The following is a 20,157-nucleotide window of genomic DNA, read 5'->3' as shown; positions in this document are numbered from 1 at the left end:
GCGATGTGGATAAGCGTTCATGGGTTAATGGGCGCCAGCGTGCGCAAGGCTGGTTTAGCTGTTTTTGTTCTGCTGCTGCTGCTCGTTGCCGCTTGCAGCACCGATTCAAACTCCAATTCCGGCTCCAGTTTCAGCTCTAGCGCGAGCGCCAGTCCCGATTCCGGTCCCAGTCCCAGTGCCGGTCCAGAAGTTGATAGCTATGAAGTGGATGAACAGCCCTCCACTGTCTATTATGAAATATTTGTGCGGTCGTTCTATGATACGAATGGCGATGGCATCGGCGATTTGAACGGCGTAACCGCAAAGCTGGATTATTTGCAGCAGCTTGGTATAGGCGGCATTTGGCTTATGCCCATTCAACCCTCCCCAAGCTATCATGGCTATGATGTGACGGACTATTATGCGATAAATCCCGATTATGGGACGCTGGAGGATTTGCATAGACTTCTGGCAGAGGCGCATAAGCGGGATATCAAAGTTATTATGGATTTGGTGGTAAACCATACAAGCACGGAGCATCCGTGGTTTAAGCAGGCCAAGGAGGATGCTGCAAGCCCTTATCGAAGCTGGTATCATTTTGCTGATAAGGATGAGAAGGTGCAAGCGGATGGGGCGCTTGGGGGCAAGCCTTGGCATGCTGCCGGCAGCAGCCGTTATTTGGGTGTTTTTTGGGAAGGGATGCCGGATTTGAATTTTGATGAGCCTGGCGTTAGAGAAGAGATGATCCAGATTGGGCGGTTTTGGCTGGAGCAGGGCCTAGATGGCTTTAGGCTCGATGCTGCCAAGCATATATATGGCGATTTTGCTTCTACAGTGAACAGTGATGCTGTGAAAAAGAATAACCAGCGCTGGTGGCAGCAATTTCGCAGCGGGCTTTCGGAGGTGAATCCGGGCGCTTTTCTCATTGGCGAGGTATGGGATTCAGTGACGGTTGTTGCGCCTTATCTGGAGGGGGCATTTGATTCGGCTTTCAACTTTGACTTGGCCGGGAAGCTGCTCCGTGCAGCAAGCTCCGAGAGCGACCCTGATGCTGCTTTTTCGCTGCAACGGGCCTATAAGCTGTACGGAGATGCTTCAGGAGGTGCGTTCACCGATGCTTCGTTTCTGAGCAACCATGATCAAAATCGTGTGATGTCGGTGTTGAATGGAAATGTGGCACATGCGAAGACAGTGGCTTCCTTGCTGCTGACACTGCCGGGCAATCCCTTCATCTATTATGGGGAAGAGATCGGAATGAAGGGCATGAAGCCGGATGAGCGTATTCGCGAGCCGATGCTTTGGCACTCCTCCATAGATGGCGGTAAAGGACAAACGACTTGGGAGGATTCCAGCTCCAATGCCGACCCGAGCTTGGTGTCTGTGGAAGCGCAGCTCAATGATGAGCAATCGCTGCTGGCCCATTATCAAATGCTGATCGGCTGGCGTAATGAGCTGCCCGCCCTGCGTGATGGCGGCATAGAGGAATATCGTCTGGATTCGCCGATAAGTCAGGTTAGCTCGTATGCAAGGGCAACTGCTAAGGAACGGGTGCTGGTGCTAATTAACTTGTCGAAGGAACAGCAGCTTGTTAAACTGCATGAGCAGGAGCCTTTCGGCTCTTTCAACAAGGTAATACGTGGCAGCCATAAGGGTGTGGAGATGCAAGATGGGCTCATAAGTCTGCCGCCATATAGTGTGTTTATTGTAAAATGAGGCGACTGAACGGGCTGAGTTAAAGGTAGCCTCGCTTGAAACGTAACAGCGCTTGAAACGAAACGGCGTTTGAAACGAAACGGTGAACACAGAAAAGACAGGCGAGCATGCTGCCTGTCTTTTTCCTTGTTTAAAATATAATAACGGAGAAGCTCCACATTTAGAAGCTTCTTATAATTCACCCTCGAAACGGCTGCCGCCGAGCTTACGCCCGCTGCTATTACAGCTTTTGTTGCAGCAGCACCTCATAGCCATAAGCTGGCAGCTGCAATGTAATGCTGCCGGACTTTGCATCATGTGCTTGTGGAGAATCGTGAAGCAGAGACAGCCATTCATAACGACGAATTACATCTTGGACGGCTTCTGTTGAGTTAACCAGCTCTACACTGCTTTCGTCTGCGCTTGCGGCAACCTCCCGCGAAGCTTCTCCACCCGCTGTATCTTCTACGCGAAAGCTCACCTCGGCCGGCTTGGCTCCGGCATTCATCGCAATAACGATTCGCTCATCGCCTGAACGGCGCTCATAAACGATGATGCGCCTTGTTTCATCGGCGTGGATGAAGCGTATGGCTGTGCTGCGAAGAGCAGCATGGCTGCGGCGCAGGGCAATCGCTTGCTTAAAGAAATCCAGCAGCACAGCGTTCTGTTCCTCTGGCTCCCACACCATGCATTTGCGGCATTCGGGATCGCCTCCGCCATTCAACCCGATTTCATCGCCATAATAAATGCAGGGAACGCCGGGATAGGTCAGCTTGAACAGGGTAGCCAGCTTCATCGCGCCGAGCTCATCTCCGCAAACCGTCAATAGTCTTGGCGTATCGTGGCTGCCTAGCAAATTGAAGGCTGTTTCGGTTACCTGCTGCGGATAAGCAGCGAGCTGCGCTCCGAGGGCACTAGTGAAAGCGGAAGCGTCAATTTTCTGATAGGCGAAAAAGTCGAGCACAGCATTCGTAAACGGGTAATTCATGACGGCGTCAAATTGATCGCCCTGCAGCCACATCATTGAGTCATGCCAAATTTCGCCGAGAATGTAGGCTTCGGGATTCGCTTTTTTCACAACGGCTCGGAACTCGCGCCAAAACTGATGATCCACCTCATTGGCCACATCGAGCCGCCATCCGTCGATTCCGATTTCCTCAATCCAGTAGCGGGCGGCCTTAAACAGGTATTCCTTAACATCGGGATGCTCGGTATTGAGCTTTGGCATCAGCGGCTCGAAGGCGAACGTTTCATAGGTGGGTATGCCGTCTACTACACGCAAAGGCCATCCCCGCACATGAAACCAATCAGCGTAAGGTGATGCCGCGCCGCGCTCAAGCGCATCCACGAAAGGTGGAAATGTTCGTCCGGAATGATTGAAGACCGCATCAAGCAGCACGCGTATGCCCCGCTGATGGCACGCGTCCACCAGCTCTTTGAGCTTCTCATTCGTACCGAAATGCGCATCTACCTTCATATAATCCGCGGTATCGTATTTATGGTTAGTCGTAGCTTCAAATAAAGGATTGAAATAAATAGCGTTTATGCCAAGCTCGCCTAGGTAGTCCAGATGTTCAATGACCCCCTGAAGATCGCCTCCAAAAAAATTGCGTGGCGTCGGCTCGCCGCCCCAAGCTTCGGTAGCTTCGGGATTTAAATCGGTATCTCCGTTTGCGAACCGTTCGGGGAAAATTTGATAAAAAACGGCATCCTTCACCCATGCAGGAGGAGCAAATACGTCAACGGGATTAATAAACGGATAGTCAAAAAAGCTGTTCGAGTTTTCCGGCATCGTCCCATGAAAGCCCGACTCCGTCAAAATAAGCTGCTCCAAGCCGCTAGTCAGCTGGAAGGCGTATCGCAGCCTGCGAAAAGGCGGTATTACCGCTGCTTCCCAATAATCAAACAAGGCGTCGGACGATAGCAGCGACATCTCAATCAGTTTCTGAGTTTCCTCCCAGGCATATTTGTCGCCAACGATGGCGTGGACGTGGTCCATATCGTCTTTTTTGGTGCGCAGGCGGATATGCAGCGTTTTCCCGTCGTAGGCATACGCCCAGTTTTGCTTTGGCCGATGATAAATAGCTTCCAATAACATCATTCCACTCTCCTCAAGTTTAATGGCTTAAACGAGCAAGAAGAACGCAAAAAAAGGTACAACCCGCACCTTTTCAGCGAGGTTGTACCTTCTCCATAATCGATCAGCCTTTGATCGTAATGTGTTCGGTAGCATTGCCTTTATCTTCAGCTTTGATTATACACCGTGAAGGGAAATCATGCCATCATTTATTTAAGGAAAATGAGCTTAAGCATGGACCGAAGCCACATGAGCCTGAGCTTCTAGGAAACGCTCGGCGTCGAGCGCCGCCATACAGCCGCTGCCAGCAGCAGTAATCGCTTGGCGATACTGGCGATCCTGTACATCGCCGCAGGCGAAGACGCCAGGGATGTTCGTCTCGGCAGTTCCGGGCTTCACAATAATATAGCCTTGATCATCGGTGTCGATTTGACCGCCAAGGAAGCCCGTGTTCGGCGTATGCCCGATCGTAATGAATACGCCGTCCGCCTCAATCAGCTCTTCCTCCCCGGTTTCATTGTTGCGCACTTTAAGGCCTTGAAGTCCTGTATCTCCGGCTGCTACCTCAAGCGGGGTGCGGTCGAGGCTCCAGGAGATTTTGTCATTGTCGCGAGCGCGGTCCTGCATGATTTTCGAAGCGCGCAGCTCGGAGCGGCGGTTAACGACCGTTACTTCCGACGCGAAGCGAGTCAGGAACACCGATTCCTCCATAGCGGAGTCGCCGCCGCCGACAACGAGAATTTTTTTGCCCCGGAAAAAGAAACCATCGCAGGTTGCGCATGTGCTGACGCCGCGTCCAATGTTCTCCTGCTCGCCCGGAATACCGAGATATTTCGCCGAAGCGCCGGTTGAAATAATGACCGATTCAGCCTGCAGCTCGCCGATTCCTTCCACATCGAGCGTATAAGGGCGTTTGCTGAAATCTACGCTTTTCACAGAGCCAGTGCGGAACGTAGCACCGAAGCGCTGTGCTTGCTTGCGCATATTGGACATCAGCTCGCTGCCGAGAATGCCGTCAGGGAAGCCGGGGAAATTTTCGATTTCGGTCGTCGTCGTCAGTTGGCCGCCTGGCTGCCAGCCTTCAATAACGAGTGGCTCCATGTTGGCGCGAGCCAAATAAATAGCAGCGGTTAGTCCCGCAGGTCCAGTACCGATAATAATTGTTTTATGCATAAATGATTGCCTCCATTCGATAGCCTCTGATAATAAATTCTAGTTTAAAATTATTACAATTAACGGGTACTGTCAAACATGTTCATCTTAAATTCATCTATATGTATTATGGTAGGGTAAAGTCGAACAACAGGGGTGATCCGCGTGCCAAAAATATTAGTCGTAGATGACGATCCAAACATTCGTGAGCTTGTCAGCATTTTGCTGCGCCGCGAAGGTTTTCAAATTATAGAAGCACAGGATGGACAGGATGCGCTAGAGCTGCTGGAGACGGTGCTGCCGGATTTGGCCGTTATTGATGTCATGATGCCGCGCATGGACGGCTGGACCTTATGCGAAACGCTGCGCGCCTCGTATGATATGCCGCTGCTGCTGCTGACCGCTAAAGGCGAAACGGCGAATAAAGTAAAAGGCTTCGGCCTTGGGGCCGATGATTATATGGTTAAGCCATTTGAGCCGCTGGAGCTTGCAGTACGCATTAAAGCTTTGCTCAAGCGCTACCGCATCGCGGCTTCACAGACCGTGGAGCTGGGGCAGCTGACGCTCAATTTGAGTGAATTTCATGTCACGATGGCTGGCAAGCGGATGCTGCTGCCGCCTAAAGAGTTTGAGCTGTTGTTCAAGCTGGCGAGCTACCCGGACAAAACGTTTTCAAGGGAACAGTTGATCGAGCAAATATGGGGCATGAACTATGAAGGGGATGAGCGGACGGTGGATGTGCACATCAAACGGCTGCGCGAGCGCTTTACCGAGGAAGAAGCGGGTATCCGGATCGTCACGATTCGCGGGCTCGGCTATCGAATGGAGGAGCTTGAATGATTCGCAGCCTGTATGTTCGCGTGACCTTGACGTTTCTGGTCATTGTGGTCATCAGCATGGGCATCGCTTATTGGATGGCGGATCAAATTTTCACAAGGGATTTAAGCGGACAATTTCCTAACCAGCTGGATCGCTCGATTGTACGAATGGAACAGCTGTATGCCGCTTCCTCGCCAAAGTCCTTGAGCATCTTCATTAAACAGGTTGCAGAAATGCAAAATATAGCGATTGTAGCCATAGGCCGTAGTGGAGAAGTCATTGAGGCGGGCAAGACCAGCGCGGAAATCACACAGCTTCTAACTCCAGAGGTGATTGAAAATGCTTTCGCCGGTCAGCTGCAAATGCTGCCGAGCCAAGCTGAGGGCGAGACCAGCGGGCCATCCTCGCCACCAGCTTTAGGGCGCAAAGCTGTGCTTGGCGAAAGGGACTGGGCGATCTTCGTTCGGCCCGATCGCGTCCCGGAAATTCGCAGCTTCCAGCGCAATACCTACACCATATTGATCACGCTGCTTGTCGTTGGCTGCATTCTAATTCCGATTGCCGCCCGTTATTTGGTCAAGCCGCTCAAAATGATGACCGAAGCGACGAAGCGCATCGCCACCGGAGATTTCTCTGTGCAGCTGCCGGTGCAGCGCCGGGATGAGCTCGGCAATTTGGCGGACAGCATCAATCGCATGACATTAGGCTTGTCGCAGCTGGAGACGATGCGGCAGGATTTTGTATCCAATGTCTCCCACGAAATTCAATCGCCGCTGACATCTATCGGCGGCTTCGCCGAGGTGCTGCGCAGCGAGGAGCTGACCGATGAGGAACGCAATCGATACGTCGGCATTATTAAGCAGGAGAGCAGCCGCTTGTCCCGGCTGAGCGAGAATTTGCTTAAGCTCGCTTCGCTGGATTCGAAGCAGCATCCCTTTGAGCCGCGAGCGATCAGGCTGGACCGCCAGCTGCGCGATGTCGTGCTTTCATGTGAGCCGCAGTGGATGGCGAAGCAGCTCACGGTTGAGCTGCTGATGGAGGAGACGGTCATCGTCGCGGATGAGGATCAGCTGAGTCAGGTTTGGAACAATCTGCTGGCGAACAGCATGAAGTTTACACCGGATAATGGGCATATCCGCATTACGCTGTCTGAGGAAAATGGCTGTGCAACCGTGCGTATTGCCGATAACGGCAGCGGCATTTCCCCCGCTGATCAGGAGCGGGTATTCGAGCGCTTTTATAAAGCGGATGCGGCGCGTGACCGGGTGAAAGGCGGCAGCGGGCTAGGGCTGTCTATTGTGAAGAAAATCGTCGATATTCACGAAGGCGTGATTGAAATCGAATCCAGCGTCTTAGCAGGCAGAGGCAATGGGGCGCCATCCGGCACGACGATTCGGGTCATGCTGCCGCTTCGTTCGGCGCAGCTGCAAGCGGCTCAAGCTGACAGCGATGAAAAAGACATGGACTAGCTGGAAACAGAAGCCAAGACAAGGTATGATGAGGAGAGCTTTACTCGAACAAAATGTGAAAGACGGAGGCGGCGACGTATGGGACAAAAGGTACGCAAGGCGATTATCCCTGCAGGCGGACTTGGCACAAGATTTTTGCCCGCAACGAAGGCGCAGCCTAAAGAAATGCTGCCGATTATAGATAAGCCAGCGATTCAATATATTGTGGAAGAAGCGGTGCAGTCGGGCATCGACAGCATTGTTATTGTGAGCGGCCGTCATAAACGGGCGATCGAGGACCATTTTGACAAGTCGGTTGAGCTTGAAGGAGAACTAGAGGAGCGCGGCAATGAGGAAATGCTCAAGGTTGTAAAAGAAATTTCGCAGCTGGCCGACATTTATTATGTTCGGCAGAAGGAGCCGCTCGGTCTCGGGCATGCGGTGCTGTGCGCGCAGCGTTTTATTGGCGACGAGCCATTCGCGGTGCTGCTTGGGGACGACATTCTGACGTCCGAGCCGCCATGCCTGAAGCAAATGATCGATCGTTATGAGCAGTATGCCTCCTCAGTCGTTGCTCTTATGGAAGTGCCATGGAATCAGACGCATAAGTATGGCATTGCCGATATTCGCGACGAAGCGGGACATATCCGTGAGCTGATCGAGAAGCCGCTGCCTGGACAAGCACCCTCGAATTGGGCTGTTGTGGGACGCTATGTGCTGGAGCCGGTTATTTTCGACCTTTTGTCTAAGGCGGAGCCGGGCAAAGCGGGGGAGATTCAATTAACGGACAGCCTGCAGCGGTTGAACGAGCTGTCGCCGATTATTGGGCATCGTTTTACAGGCAAGCGCCATGATGTAGGGGATAAGCTGGGCTTTGTTCAAGCGACGATTGATTTTGCGCTGGAGCGTGAAGATTTGCGGGAGGACGTTCGGCGTTATGTGCTGGAGCGCCTTGCTGCCTATACACACAGCTAGTCCGCATGAGGCGTTTATGTATTTTTGTGTCAGATCAGTAAATTAATTTTCTGCTCATCTTTTTTTAAGGTTATTTTCATAAACCGGTTTTATAATTACACTACATTAAGTAGTTATAGCAAGGTGTGAGGCAGTCATGGGAACAAGTGACATTCAGACAAAAGGGCTGGAGCGGTTTTTTGGCCCGCTGGAGGCAAGGATTATGACCATCCTGTGGTCGCAGCCTGATAGCTACATCAAGGATGTGCAGCATAAGCTTGATCAGGACAAGCCGTTAAATTTCAACACCGTTATGACCGTCATGAATCGTCTTGTGGACAAGGGACTGCTGGTGAAGTCATCAGGAAAGCCATCGAAATATGCGCCTGTGCACACGCAAGAGCAATTTCTGAGCATTCAGTCTCGGGAGCTTCTTGAAGATCTTGGCCCGCTCGTCGTCAACTATATGTTCGATGCGATGGAAGAGGTTGATGAAGAGCTGCTGGACAAGCTTGAGCAAAAAATCAAATCGCTTAAAGAGGGCAGACGCCATGAGCTGGAGTCTTAGGTCGAAATGGATGTTTGGCTTTTGCCTGATGCTGATTGGATTTACGCTGCTGCAAATGGGCATGTATGCGGCGCATACGCTGTTCGGCTGGGAGAAGGCTGCGTTTAATGTATTTGAATTATGCGAGAGCCTGATCAAGCGGTACAGCCTGCTGCTCCTTAGCTACATTATGAAGCTTGCTGTCTTTGGGACGTTCGTCCATCTGATGTACGTAACGGTGAAGCAGTGGCTTGGCGTACGGGCCGCAAACCGTAAAATGAGTGTTTTACAGCATGACAACTTATCGGATGAGCTGAATGCGCGTTATTTTGCAGGCAGCAAGGCGATCATGGTCGTATCACATCCAGAACCGATTGCACTGACGCTTGGTTTTCTACGTCCCAAAATCATTTTATCCACTGGGCTTCTCAATCTGCTTGATAAGGAAGAGCTTGAGGCGGTCATCGAGCATGAGCACTTTCATTATCGCAATCGCGATCCGCTGATGATTTTGATATTGCAGGTAGGGGCAACGGTGCTGTGGTATATGCCGATTCTTCGCTGGGGAGTCGAGCAGTATAAAACGACCCGTGAGCTGTTAGCGGACCATTTCGCTTTGCAGCGGCGGGTGAGCGAGCATAGTCTTGGCAGCGCGCTGCTCAAGCTGGTGAAGTATAGCCGTGGAGAGCGCAGTGTTCGGACCTTTGTCCATGCTTCTTTCGCCGACCATTCGATTAATTATCGGTTAATGAGGCTGCTCAATCCCGAGTCACAGGAGCTAAGCATGCGTTGTCCGGTGCTGGCACTGGTATTATCGATACTGACCTTCGGATCGATCTCCGTCATGTATCTTTCTATTATGCTATAGAATTTGCAGCTTGATGCCCTTCTACAAATTCGAAATACAGGTTTTATGCGAAGCGCACAGATCCCTCAAGGGAAGGCGCGCTTCGCCTTTATATAACTTACAACACTACACAATGTAGTTTTAAAAACAAAGGAGGATTTTAAGATGAAGAAGAAAAATGTGGTTATAGGTGCTGTTGTTGCGGTGGTTTTGCTAGGTGGAGCAGGTGCATATGCGATGTATGATTCGTTTACGGGCAACAACAAGGAAATCCAAAGTGTCATTGGCACGGATTCGACAGCTACGAATAGTGCAGCAGGCACGAATAGCTCAGGTTCTGGTTCTACAAATAGTACAAGTGGTACGGAGACAGCTGCTGCTGGAGCTGTAGCAGATGTAAACGGGGCGTGGACGATTGATTCCACCTCCAATGTGTATTTCTCGGTTACGACTTCCCGTGAGACGGTGAACTTTGAAGTAAATGGCGTAACGGGAACATGGAATGTAGATACGGCGGATGCGGCAGCTAATGCGGCGGATGCGAGCCTGGATATGAACGTTCTCGATTCTGGCAATGGCCAGCGCGACGGACATGTGAAAGAAGCGGATTTTCTCGATGTGACCAACTTCCCAAGCTCCACATTCAAAGCTACAAAGTTTGAGGCGCTGCCATCGGAAGTGAAGGACGGAGAAACGTTCCCGCTTATCATGACAGGTGACTTGACGATTAAAGGGATTACGAAGGAAGTTACCTTTACAGGACAAGCGGCATACAGCGGCGGTAAACTGAATGTGGAGAGCGAGACGGTCGTCACGTTTGAGGAGTTTGGCATGCAGAATCCGCATAATGTCGTGATGGATACTGAAAATAACGTTACCGTGCAGCTGCGCCTTACTCTATCGCAAAACGCCTAATATGCGATTGGCGAGCCGCTAATCAGTTTCTTTTTAAAGCAAGAGCAGGGCTTAGGCCTTGTTCTTGCTTTTTTTATGGAAGAAAGGGAAAATGCAGAAAGTGGTCAAGTCCATTATTGGGAATGATATGGAAATATGTACGTACAAGTTGGCGATATGCTATACTTATGCAAATAATAGGATTTTATAATTGAGGTGCAGTGCAAAATATGCAACGTTCTCCTAAATATATGCAGTTGAAGCAAGAGATTACGAGCTGGATTGCAGCGGCGCAATTTCTCCCGCATGACCGGCTGCCATCGGAAAATGAAATCGGCAAGCAATTTGGCATGAGCCGACAGACGGTTAGGCAAGCCCTTGGCGATTTAGAGAAAGAGGGCTGGCTTTATCGCGAGCAGGGCAAAGGCACCTTTGTCTCGGATCAAAGCGTGCATGAGCGCAGAAGCGTCTCGGCAGGATTGACCGTCGGATTGATTACGACACATATTTCCGATTACATATTTCCGACGATCGTTCGCGGTGTAGAATCCAGCTTGCGATCGAAGGGCGGAAGGCTGGTGCTTGCCAGCACGGACAATGAGAAGGAGAAAGAGCGGGAAAGCCTCGAGTCTATGCTGCGCGAGCCGCTCAGCGGACTAATCATTGAGCCTACGAGAAGCGCGGAGGGAAATCCGAACTTTAATTGTTTTTTGGCGCTGGATGCGCTGCAAATTCCTTATATTATGCTTAATGAACGCTATTCGGACGTAGATGCGCCATGCTTGAGGCTCGATGATGAGCTGGGCGGCTACTTGGCTGCCGAGCATTTGCTCGACCTTGGACATCGCCGTATAGCAGGCTTTTTCAAGACGGATGATTTCCAGGGCGTGCACCGCATGCGCGGTTTTCTGCGGGCTTGCCGTGAGCGCGGCATTGCTGTGCAGCCAGAGCATCTCGTACGCTATAACACAGAGGAAAAGGCAACAAAACCGCAGCAGTCGCTTGATCTAATGCTCGGCCGGGCGCCTGAGCTTCGTCCTACCGCGGTCGTTTGCTATAACGATGAGCTGGCAGTTCGCATGCTGGATGTTGTGCGGCGACACGAGCTTCATGTCCCTGAGCATTTGTCTTTAATCGGTTTTGATGATGCGAATTTGGCGACGGCAACCGAAGTGAAGCTGACGACGATGGAGCATCCAAAGACGCGGCTGGGCGAAGATTCAGTGGACAAGCTGCTGCAGATGATTCAGCAGGGAGCTCCTTCCGGCCAAGTTCGGATGGCTGATACGGTGTATAAGCCGAAGCTGATTATTCGGGAGTCGACGGCGGAGCCTTTTGTCTGAAAAACAAGCTAGGCACTTGTTCGTACAACTTATATTAGAGTTATGGCGCGAGTACGCAAGGAGACGTTTAAACCGATTCCGGCCCATGCAGCGGTGTATGATAAACTTTATGCAGAATACAAGCTGCTGCATGATTATTTTGGCCGCGGGGTGAACGATGTCATGAAAAGACTGAAGGAAATTAAGGAAGCAGCGCGCTAATTCAAAAGGAATGTTATGATAAGCTTATTAATTTTTTAATTCCCATCATTTAAAAATGGAGATCATTTACTATTTCATATAGAATAGAGGCAAGGACGATTAAAGTTTGATTGCGTCAGGAGATGAGCACAGGTGCATTGCCAACATTGCGGAAATAAATATGAGCCTAGTGCCGTATACTGCAGCAAATGCGGGAAACCGCTGCTTCAGGACGCACAGGCAAATGAGCAGACGCAGGCCATTGTCATTCAAGAGCATGAATTATTTATTCGGGAGGCAAGTGCCTCATTAGTGCCAGAGCAAGCGCCAGTACGAAACAGAAGAACCCGTGCCGGGGCTGGGCGTAAGTTTATAATTGCGCTCGTGCCAGTTGTTGTGTTCATTACAACGTCTGCCGGGGTTTTTTCTTATTACATATATGAAAGCGATTTGAATGATCATGTCGCCGAATGGCATGAGCAAGCGAAGCAGAAGGCTTGGGGAGGCAAATATCACGAAGCGATGATCCAGCTTGAGAAGGCAGCGAAGGTGCGTCCAGCCTATGGTGCTCTTCAGGAGGATATGGATATTGTCAACGAGGCGGTTGCAATTGAAAATAAAATTAACAGCCTTGCCAGCGAGCTGGACAATGGAGCTTTGACGGAGGCTGGACCGCTAGTGAAGCAGTTGAATACGCTGCTTGCAGGCCGGGAAGAGCAGATTTTTTCTCCGCTGCGCGAGGCGTTTGCCGATTTAAATGTTAGAATGGTCGTTGTACAGGTGCAAAATGAGCTGGACCAGATTAACTCGCTGGATGCTTTGGCCGTAAAGCTTAATACCGTTAATGGTTTAGGCGGTGAAGAAGCGGTAGCTGTACGCAAGCAGATCGTGGACAAAATCGCGATTGTATGCCAACAGCAGACGAAGGAGCTGCTTCAGAAAAAAAGCTTCTCCGAGGCGATCGCCACCGTACAGAAGGGAATGGCTTATGCCCCGGAGGATACGAACTTGACGAAGCTGCTTGAAAGCATTCATGCGGAGAAGCAGGCTTTTGAGAAGGCGGAGCAGGAAAGAATTGAGCGTGCCATGCAGAAAGCGGCCGAAGAGGATTTGCTTAACCAGACGGCAGCCGCCCAGGTGGTTAAGGTGGATACGAGCTTTGATGAAACGGGCAGCTTCAAAATCCATGCCTTGCTCAAAAATGCTGCCACCCGGCCGATTTATTCCGTTGAAATCCAATATTCGGTGCGCGGCAAGGATAAACAGATTTTGAAGAAGGGTACGTCTATCGCCATGCCTAACTATATAGAGCCTAACGAATCCTTTACTTTCGACGCAGCTGTGGAAGGCATTGAAGAGACCGATGCTACTGTCGTCATCGATCATGTCACATGGTATTTGGACTAGGAGAAGATATTCATGAGAAAAGGAACTTGGCTTAGTCTTATAATGTCCGTTGCTTTTCTGCTTTTCGGAGCGGGAGCGGTCGTATTTATCCGTTCCGAAATTCCCAAGCAGCTCAGTGGCAAGCCGCTGCTCGCCGTGTCAGAAACGCGCTCGGAGAAAACCGGCAAGCCGCTTAAAGACGTCATATATGAAACCCAGAAGCTGGTCGTGATGATTGAAAGCGGCAATGGCAAGCAGGGATCAGGCTTTTTATACAATAATCAAGGTGACTTGATCACCAATGCGCATGTCGTATCCGGCGTTCATAAGGTGAAAATCCACACGTCTGATGCAAGGGAGCTTGATGGCGAAGTCATTGGCATCAGCAAGGAGACAGATATCGCGGTCGTACGCGTCCCGGGACTGGTTGGCGAGAAGCCGCTTAAGATGGTTCGCAATAAAAAAGCGGAAATAGGCGATGAAGTGATGGCGATCGGCAGTCCGCTTGGTTTTCAGAATACAGTAACGACAGGCATCATTAGCGGCTTGGGCCGTAATTTTACAATCGAACCGTATTCGTATAAGGATTTGTATCAAATTTCTGCGCCCATTGCGCCAGGAAACAGCGGCGGCCCTCTGGTCAGAAGAGAGACAGGCGAAGTGCTCGGCATTAATTCAGCAGGGATTGAGCAAGGATCTATTGGGTTCAGCATTCCAATTGTAAATGTGCTGGCAACGGTGGAAGCATGGTCGACGAAGCCTATGGAGGTGCTCCCTGAGCAGGAAGGCACGAATAGCGCGGGCATGGAAAAGCAGGAAGCGACGATGAGTGAATATGCCAGCTACTTGGTTACTCATTTTTACGACAGCCTGAACAATGCCGATTATGTATATGCCTACTCCTTGCTGGGCGGCAGTTGGAAAGAGGGAACAAGCTATGACGAATTTCGGGAAGGCTATATGCCAACGCGCAATGTCGTTATCGACGATATGCATGTAACGGTCAACAACGATCAGCAAGCGACTGTGACGGCGATTATTTCAGTTGATGAGAGAGTAAGCGGCAAAAACAAGCTGAGCAAATATCAGGTGATTTACGAGGTTGGCTATGAGAACGACCAGCTCAAGCTGATAACCGGCAGAGGCAAGGTGATTGAGCAGGCCGCGCATGAGAAAGAGCAACATTAACGCTTATTGCAGAGAAAGCCAGCAAACCGAATAAGGGATGCTGGCTTTTTTGTATGGATACAAAATAAAATTATTTGAATCTTATATGGAAAAATTAATGAAACGCTACAGCTGATTTTTACGAAAATGGGAAGGGGTGCAGCCGGTAAATTTCTTGAACTGCTGCACAAAATAGTCCGGGTCCGGATAGCCGACGCCAGCAGCGATGTCGGCTATTTTGCTGCTTGTAGTGGCGAGCAGCAGCTGCGCTTTATCCACCCGAATCTGATGGACGTAATCATTGAAGTAGATACCGGTTGATTTGCGGAACAATTGCCCGAGATAGAAGGGATGGAGAAACGTTTTGCCGGCAATTTCTTTCATCGTCACCTGCTCCTGATAATGTGAGGCCACATACTCTTTGACAAAAGCGATGGGATCATCCGAAGGCATTCCCGCATCCGGTAGCACAGCATCCGCCGAGCTGGCATTTGTGCTGGCCGAAGCTTTGAGCAGCCGTTGTTTCACCCGCAGCAGAGCACCAATCAACTGCTCCTCCTCCACAGGCTTCAAAATATAATCAACAGCACCGCAGATGAGGGCTGTCTTCACATATTCAAATTCATCATAGCCAGAAATGACGATAAAGCAGGTATCCATTCGTCCCGTTACGTCCTTCATAAGTTCAAGCCCCGTAATGCCGGGCAGACGAATGTCGGTAATGACAAGTGCGGGCTGCTCGCGTTCAATCAATTCTAGCGCCTGCCGTCCATTTTCCGCATCACCGCATAGATTAAAGCCGTACTTCTCCCAATAAATGATTCTTTTCAGTCCTTCACGCATTCGCGGCTCATCTTCCACGATCAATGTTTTCAACATCGATGATTCTCCTTTCAACTACAGATTCATCCTTAGCGAAGGCGGCGGGAATTTGCAGCTCAATCGTTGTGCCTTCCCCATAACGGGAACCCAGACTAAAGCTGAACTCCTTCCCAAAATGCCACTTGAGCCGGTCATAAACATTTTTCAGTCCGACATGGTTGCCCTGCTGATGCTGCGCTCCTGCTTGCTCCAGACTTGCAAGCCTTTGCTGCAGCTTCTCTTCTTCCATTCCAATGCCATTGTCTGACACGCGAATGACAATGCGGGCGCTATGCAGCTTGGCTGATACGATAATATTGCCCGGCTGCTCGGAATGCTCAATGCCATGAATACAGGCATTTTCGACAAGCGGAAGGATGCTCATTTTCGGCAATTGCAGCTCAAGCACTTCTTCATCCATTTCCAGCTGGTAGGAGAGGCGATGGCCGAAGCGGAAATGCTGAATGTCCAGATAGTCAGTGACGAACGCCATCTCCTCTTGAAGCGGAATCATATCCTCGCCCCAGCTTAGCGATCTGCGGAAGCCGCGGCCGAGCAGCTTAATGACCGATGCCGTTTCCTCTTCGCCTTTAATGACGCAATTCATTCGAATGGCATCAAGCGTGTTAAACAAATAATGAGGGTTGATTTGGCTTAGCAGGGCATTAAACTGCGCCTGTCGACGATCCAGCTCTGCCACGTACACATCTTGGATGAGGCCGTTGATCTGCTGTGTCATGCGGTTAAATTCCTCGGTCAGCTGCCCGATTTCATCGGATGCCGGTTCAGTCCGCAGCACTTCAAAGCGCTGATTTTTCACCCGTTTAATACCCCCCAGCAGCATGCCCAGCCTCAGATTAAGCGATCTGGCAATAAGTAAAATAATAATGCTCGGAAATAGCAGATTCACACAGGTCAAGTAAATAATAAATTTGCGTGAATCAAATAGGCTTTGATTAACGACGTCATTAGGGTAGATACCTACCATCTCCCAGCCTTTCAGGTAATCGATGCCTTCAAACGGGCTGACGATGGTTGTTTTGTCCTGCGGAGAGCTGCCATGAATGAACGCTGGCGGCTCTGCCTCCGACGAGTAAATGACATGGCCCTGCGGATTCAATAAATAAATTTCACCGGGAAACGAATGATCAAATAATGTATTTTCCAAATAATGCGGCAAAATATCCACTCTGAGAATTTTATGATAGTTGGAATAGGCTTTGTAAAAATCAAGCTCGCGGATCACGCTCAAATACGGAGCGCCGCATTCTGCCGATTCTGTTCGTACGGTTGTTTCCCCGCTGGCTGTGAGCGTTGCCGATGCTGCCCCAGACTGCCTGCAAAGCGCGCTCGGCGTGTTCGTGTAAAGCAGCCATTTTCGGCTTCGCGCCTGGTCGGTAGTCGCTTGAAACCAGCCCTCCTGCTTCGTCTGCAAGTCAATGTATTGCAGGAGGCCTGCGTGAATCAGGCTGTCGTTGTCGGTAAACAAATACGCATTATAAAATTGCTTATTCAGTGGAACGAAGCGGTTAATCGAGTTGCTCAGCACCTCGCCATAGGCCGAAATGACTTCACTTTCGCTCGCATAAGTGCGATCCAGCGCGCTGTAGAGGATGCCGTCATTATAGATGACCGAGGAGAAGCTAATGACGCCCTCCAGCATTTTACGAAAGTTATCCTTGTTCCGCTCAAGTGATTGCCGAAGATCCTGGACCTTCTCTGTTCGGACATTGCCTGCGGTTATCGTATAGAAAAACGTATTCGTCAGCATGACTGGGATAAAAACAGCGGCAAAATATAAAAGCAACAGCTTGTTTCGCAGCCGGAAATCATTCCAGCGGAAGGGACGGAGGTTTTGCATCATTTTCATCGCTTGCTGCTCCTTTGACCAAAGGCTAACCGAATCATTTTGTTAGTATAATAGTGTCATTCAAAAGCTAATGAAGCGTTTTCATTAGTAAAATTAACACTTATTTGTTGAAATAGCTACCCTAAATATATAAAATATGGTAATTCTCCACCCCGTCGCCGGAGCAACAGCTGCAAATCTCGTTAGATTTGCAGGGTATGATGTTAAGGTTTTTCGGGTACCTGGGCAGCTACCTGTTTGATACAGTTAATTTATATTAAAGGGAGGGTGGCAATGATCTTGAGTAAAAATATAGCGCTTACATGGATCGCCGGGACGTCTTTGGCCTTATCGATGCTAGTGGGAGGATGCAGTACGGAGAGCACGAATACGGCTGCGGGCACGAGCAAAAATAACAGCTCCGAAGAGTTGACCACATTCAGCTATTTCATATTTGACCCCGGCGATAATGTACCTGAGCATACGAAAATCGGCGATATGATTGAGCAGAAGACAGGGGTGAGGATCAAATATGAACGTCTTGTCGGCGAGAAGGAGCAGAAGGTAGGCGTAATGATCGCCGGAGGCGATTACCCTGACCTCATCAATACGAGTGAGACGGTTAAGTTTGAGGATGCGAACGCGCTCATTCCGCTGGAGGATTTAATTGAGCAGCATGCCCCGAACATTAAACGCATTTATGGGCCATACTGGGAACGGCTGAAAGCAGCGGATGGACATATTTATGCATTGCCGCAGGTCGCACCTACGGGGACGCCGATTAAGGGCATTAGCGCAGCCTTTTGGATTCAGAAGGAAGTGCTTAAGGACGCAGGCTATCCGAAAATAACGACGTTCGATCAATATGTCGATGTATTGCGCGCTTATTATAAAAAATACCCGCAAATCGATGGTGCGGATACGATTCCTTTTGAAATTTTAACCTATGACAACCGCAATTTCACGTTGACGACCGCGATGCAATTTTTAGCCGGCGGGCCTAACGATTCACGGGCTATTGTTGACCCGGTGGCGAACAAGCTGGCCTTCTACCAGACGGACGAAAACGTTACGAAGCGTTATTATGCGAAGCTGCAGGAAATGTACCGGGAAGGCATGATTGACAAGGAAGCTTTTGTGATGAACTATGAGCAGTATTTGGCTAAGCTGTCCAGCGGCCGGGTGCTGGGGATGTTTGACCAGAAGTGGCAGTTTCAGACGGCGCTTGATTCCTTGAAGCAGCAGGGCAAAGCAAACCGGATGTTTGTACCGCTCCAGCTCACCTTTGATGACAGCATTCAGCCGGATTATTTGGACGTGCCTTCGATGAACTACAATATGGGCTTCTCCATTACGATTAATGCGAAGGACCCTGTAGCGGCTATCAAATATGCCGATTACATGGCAAGTGAAGAAGGACAATTGCTGCGCAACTGGGGCGTGGCGGGCGAAGATTATACGGTCAGCGAAACCGGACGGTTTTATCGCAATCAGGAGCAGCGGGACTTTTTTGCCGACCCGAAAAATGGCTTGAAAACAACCGGAAACATCCTCTGGTACTGGCCGGGCTCGTCGGGGACGATGGCTGACGGCAACAGCTATCAGCAGTATCAGCAGCCGGAAGAAATTGCAGCCGGATACGATGAGATGGATTTGGAGCTGCTGCAGGCTTATGGCGTAACAACCTACGAGGAGCTGTTCGATGGCCCGAATCTAGACCGCAAATATTTCCCGCTCTGGAGCATCGAGCTAACGGAGAAAAACAAGGTGTTCAACCAGAAGCTTAACGATATTAATAAAAAATATCCGCCGCAAATGGTCGTTGCCAAAAATACCGACGACTTCGAAAAATATTGGAATGAGTATGTCGCTGCGGTCGAGAAACTGGATATTCAAGGCTGGCTCGATGAGCTGACGACGAAGGTGAAGGACCGCCAAGAGAACTGGTAGGAAACACGCAGCAAGGAGGGAGAGGGAGCATGCCATGTCTGTAACGGTCGAGCGTGTGAAAGAGCATACCCAAATCCAGAAAAGGCCGCGCAAATGGAGCAAGCTGTGCAGTCAAAAGGCGCTAATGATCATGTCCATTCCTTTTCTGGTGTATGTCATTATTTTCGCCTACGTGCCGTTGTACGGGTGGATGATGGCTTTTCAGAATTATAAGCTTGGTTCTGTGATGGTTGAAAACGAATGGGTGGGCCTCGCCAACTTCAGAGAGCTGTTTCAGGATGAGAATTTCATTCGCGTCATTCGCAATACACTCGCGATGAGCCTCATCAATCTTGTGTTTGGGTTCGTCAGCTCGATTGGCCTTGCGCTTATGCTCAATGAAGTGCGCAAGGTGATGTTTAAGCGTGTCGTCCAGACGGTTAGCTACTTGCCGCATTTCCTATCTTGGGTTGTGGCCGCGAACCTGATTATGAACGTGCTCTCTATTGATGGGGCCGTCAACAAGCTGCTCGTGAGTCTTCATATTATTAAGGAGCCTATTATGTGGCTCTCCGAGCAGCATTATTTTTGGTGGATTATTGGCGCCTCCAACGTGTGGAAGGAAATCGGCTGGAGCGCGATTATTTATTTGGCCGCGATGACGACGATTGATCCTTCGCTCTACGAGGCGGCCAGCATCGACGGGGCGGGACGGTTTCGAAAAATAAGGCATATTACGCTGCCCGGCATTCGCGGAATTATTGTTATCCTGCTTATCATGAATATTGGACATATTTTGGACGCCGGCTTTGAACAGCAATATTTGCTGCAAACCCCAATGGTGGTGGACTTTTCCGAGACGATAGACATTTTCGTGTTGAAATATGGCATTAATCTGTCGCGGTTCTCGTTTGCAACCGCTGCCGGCATTTTCAAAACAGTCATCAGCGTCGTGCTGCTGCTGGCCGCAAACCGAATGGCGAAGCGGATGGGTCAGGAGAGGCTGTTTTAGTTGAAGATGAAAGGAGCTTTT

General features: G+C 50.1%; 16 protein-coding genes and 1 pseudogene. 13 read left to right on the top strand and 4 right to left on the bottom strand.

Annotated features, from left to right (window positions below; translation table 11 throughout):
* The first annotated feature begins 3 nt into the window (after positions 1 to 3).
* Positions 4 to 1,692 carry an alpha-amylase family glycosyl hydrolase gene (locus ACSR9A_RS08600; protein ID WP_473756708.1) on the top strand — a complete coding sequence of 563 codons (1,689 nt, stop codon included), beginning with the start codon at positions 4 to 6 and terminating at the stop codon, positions 1,690 to 1,692.
* 220 nt (positions 1,693 to 1,912) lie between these two features.
* On the opposite strand, the gene ACSR9A_RS08595 is transcribed toward ACSR9A_RS08600, so the two are convergent.
* Both ACSR9A_RS08595 and trxB read right to left on the bottom strand, forming a co-directional pair.
* Positions 1,913 to 3,769, bottom strand: a complete 1,857-nt coding sequence (locus tag ACSR9A_RS08595; protein ID WP_473756814.1) for a glycoside hydrolase family 13 protein — start codon at positions 3,767 to 3,769, stop codon at positions 1,913 to 1,915.
* A 207-nt stretch (positions 3,770 to 3,976) separates the two neighbouring features.
* Complete coding sequence (gene trxB / locus ACSR9A_RS08590; protein WP_341280972.1) at positions 3,977 to 4,921, bottom strand: thioredoxin-disulfide reductase; 945 nt, start codon at positions 4,919 to 4,921, stop codon at positions 3,977 to 3,979.
* A gap of 144 nt (positions 4,922 to 5,065) precedes the next feature.
* Between trxB and ACSR9A_RS08585 the strand changes: the two genes are divergently transcribed.
* The 10 genes and pseudogenes from ACSR9A_RS08585 to ACSR9A_RS08540 all read left to right on the top strand — a co-directional run bounded on the left by ACSR9A_RS08585 (position 5,066) and on the right by ACSR9A_RS08540 (position 14,506).
* On the top strand, positions 5,066 to 5,740 hold the full coding sequence (locus ACSR9A_RS08585) for a response regulator transcription factor (RefSeq protein WP_473756705.1): 675 nt from the start codon (positions 5,066 to 5,068) through the stop codon (positions 5,738 to 5,740).
* Positions 5,737 to 7,188, top strand: a complete 1,452-nt coding sequence (locus tag ACSR9A_RS08580) for a sensor histidine kinase (protein ID WP_473756703.1) — start codon at positions 5,737 to 5,739, stop codon at positions 7,186 to 7,188. The genes ACSR9A_RS08585 and ACSR9A_RS08580 overlap by 4 nt, the downstream gene beginning before the upstream one ends.
* Positions 7,189 to 7,266: 78 nt before the next feature.
* Positions 7,267 to 8,142, top strand: a complete 876-nt coding sequence (gene galU, locus ACSR9A_RS08575) for a UTP--glucose-1-phosphate uridylyltransferase GalU (RefSeq protein ID WP_473756701.1) — start codon at positions 7,267 to 7,269, stop codon at positions 8,140 to 8,142.
* A gap of 136 nt (positions 8,143 to 8,278) precedes the next feature.
* Positions 8,279 to 8,689 carry a BlaI/MecI/CopY family transcriptional regulator gene (locus tag ACSR9A_RS08570; RefSeq protein WP_341280976.1) on the top strand — a complete coding sequence of 137 codons (411 nt, stop codon included), beginning with the start codon at positions 8,279 to 8,281 and terminating at the stop codon, positions 8,687 to 8,689.
* Positions 8,673 to 9,536 (top strand): M56 family metallopeptidase, encoded by an 864-nt coding sequence (locus ACSR9A_RS08565; protein ID WP_473756698.1) that lies wholly within the window; start codon positions 8,673 to 8,675, stop codon positions 9,534 to 9,536. The genes ACSR9A_RS08570 and ACSR9A_RS08565 overlap by 17 nt, the downstream gene beginning before the upstream one ends.
* Positions 9,537 to 9,680: 144 nt before the next feature.
* Positions 9,681 to 10,430 (top strand): YceI family protein, encoded by a 750-nt coding sequence (locus tag ACSR9A_RS08560; protein WP_473756696.1) that lies wholly within the window; start codon positions 9,681 to 9,683, stop codon positions 10,428 to 10,430.
* A gap of 209 nt (positions 10,431 to 10,639) precedes the next feature.
* The gene (locus tag ACSR9A_RS08555; RefSeq protein ID WP_473756694.1) at positions 10,640 to 11,752 is read left to right on the top strand and encodes a GntR family transcriptional regulator; all 1,113 of its coding nucleotides are present in this window, start codon (positions 10,640 to 10,642) and stop codon (positions 11,750 to 11,752) included.
* A gap of 42 nt (positions 11,753 to 11,794) precedes the next feature.
* Positions 11,795 to 11,953 (top strand): annotated as a pseudogene (locus ACSR9A_RS08550) (FGGY-family carbohydrate kinase); the annotation flags it as partial.
* Between the two features lie 132 nt (positions 11,954 to 12,085).
* Positions 12,086 to 13,339, top strand: coding sequence for a zinc ribbon domain-containing protein (locus ACSR9A_RS08545; protein ID WP_473756692.1), 1,254 nt, complete (start codon positions 12,086 to 12,088; stop codon positions 13,337 to 13,339).
* Between the two features lie 12 nt (positions 13,340 to 13,351).
* Positions 13,352 to 14,506: a S1C family serine protease gene (locus ACSR9A_RS08540; RefSeq protein WP_473756690.1), complete on the top strand. Its 1,155-nt coding sequence runs from the start codon at positions 13,352 to 13,354 to the stop codon at positions 14,504 to 14,506.
* 105 nt (positions 14,507 to 14,611) lie between these two features.
* On the opposite strand, the gene ACSR9A_RS08535 is transcribed toward ACSR9A_RS08540, so the two are convergent.
* Together ACSR9A_RS08535 and ACSR9A_RS08530 are read right to left on the bottom strand one after the other, a co-directional pair.
* Positions 14,612 to 15,364, bottom strand: a complete 753-nt coding sequence (locus ACSR9A_RS08535) for a response regulator transcription factor (RefSeq protein ID WP_473756688.1) — start codon at positions 15,362 to 15,364, stop codon at positions 14,612 to 14,614.
* Positions 15,336 to 17,216: a sensor histidine kinase gene (locus ACSR9A_RS08530; protein WP_473756686.1), complete on the bottom strand. Its 1,881-nt coding sequence runs from the start codon at positions 17,214 to 17,216 to the stop codon at positions 15,336 to 15,338. The genes ACSR9A_RS08535 and ACSR9A_RS08530 overlap by 29 nt, the downstream gene beginning before the upstream one ends.
* A 279-nt stretch (positions 17,217 to 17,495) precedes the next feature.
* Between ACSR9A_RS08530 and ACSR9A_RS08525 the strand changes: the two genes are divergently transcribed.
* Entirely contained in the window at positions 17,496 to 19,145 is a 1,650-nt protein-coding gene (locus ACSR9A_RS08525) for an extracellular solute-binding protein (RefSeq protein ID WP_473756685.1), read from the top strand.
* Positions 19,146 to 19,179: 34 nt separating this feature from the next.
* Complete coding sequence (locus ACSR9A_RS08520) at positions 19,180 to 20,136, top strand: ABC transporter permease (protein ID WP_473756682.1); 957 nt, start codon at positions 19,180 to 19,182, stop codon at positions 20,134 to 20,136.
* The last annotated feature ends 21 nt before the right edge of the window (positions 20,137 to 20,157 follow it).

This window comes from Paenibacillus sp. R-74696 (genome assembly GCF_055814915.1).
The sequence above is the reverse complement of the archived record's forward strand: the minus strand, read 5'-3'. Positions and strand labels throughout refer to the sequence as shown.

Excerpts from the sequence above, each read along its gene's own strand:
- ACSR9A_RS08600 (WP_473756708.1), top strand. The coding sequence starts at position 4 with ATGTGGATAAGCGTTCATGGGTTAATGGGCGCCAGCGTGCGCAAGGCT.
- ACSR9A_RS08595 (WP_473756814.1), bottom strand. The coding sequence starts at position 3,769 with ATGTTATTGGAAGCTATTTATCATCGGCCAAAGCAAAACTGGGCGTAT.
- trxB (WP_341280972.1), bottom strand. The coding sequence starts at position 4,921 with ATGCATAAAACAATTATTATCGGTACTGGACCTGCGGGACTAACCGCT.
- ACSR9A_RS08580 (WP_473756703.1), top strand. The coding sequence starts at position 5,737 with ATGATTCGCAGCCTGTATGTTCGCGTGACCTTGACGTTTCTGGTCATT.
- galU (WP_473756701.1), top strand. The coding sequence starts at position 7,267 with ATGGGACAAAAGGTACGCAAGGCGATTATCCCTGCAGGCGGACTTGGC.
- ACSR9A_RS08570 (WP_341280976.1), top strand. The coding sequence starts at position 8,279 with ATGGGAACAAGTGACATTCAGACAAAAGGGCTGGAGCGGTTTTTTGGC.
- ACSR9A_RS08565 (WP_473756698.1), top strand. The coding sequence starts at position 8,673 with ATGAGCTGGAGTCTTAGGTCGAAATGGATGTTTGGCTTTTGCCTGATG.
- ACSR9A_RS08560 (WP_473756696.1), top strand. The coding sequence starts at position 9,681 with ATGAAGAAGAAAAATGTGGTTATAGGTGCTGTTGTTGCGGTGGTTTTG.
- ACSR9A_RS08555 (WP_473756694.1), top strand. The coding sequence starts at position 10,640 with ATGCAACGTTCTCCTAAATATATGCAGTTGAAGCAAGAGATTACGAGC.
- ACSR9A_RS08540 (WP_473756690.1), top strand. The coding sequence starts at position 13,352 with ATGAGAAAAGGAACTTGGCTTAGTCTTATAATGTCCGTTGCTTTTCTG.
- ACSR9A_RS08535 (WP_473756688.1), bottom strand. The coding sequence starts at position 15,364 with ATGTTGAAAACATTGATCGTGGAAGATGAGCCGCGAATGCGTGAAGGA.
- ACSR9A_RS08530 (WP_473756686.1), bottom strand. The coding sequence starts at position 17,216 with ATGAAAATGATGCAAAACCTCCGTCCCTTCCGCTGGAATGATTTCCGG.
- ACSR9A_RS08520 (WP_473756682.1), top strand. The coding sequence starts at position 19,180 with ATGTCTGTAACGGTCGAGCGTGTGAAAGAGCATACCCAAATCCAGAAA.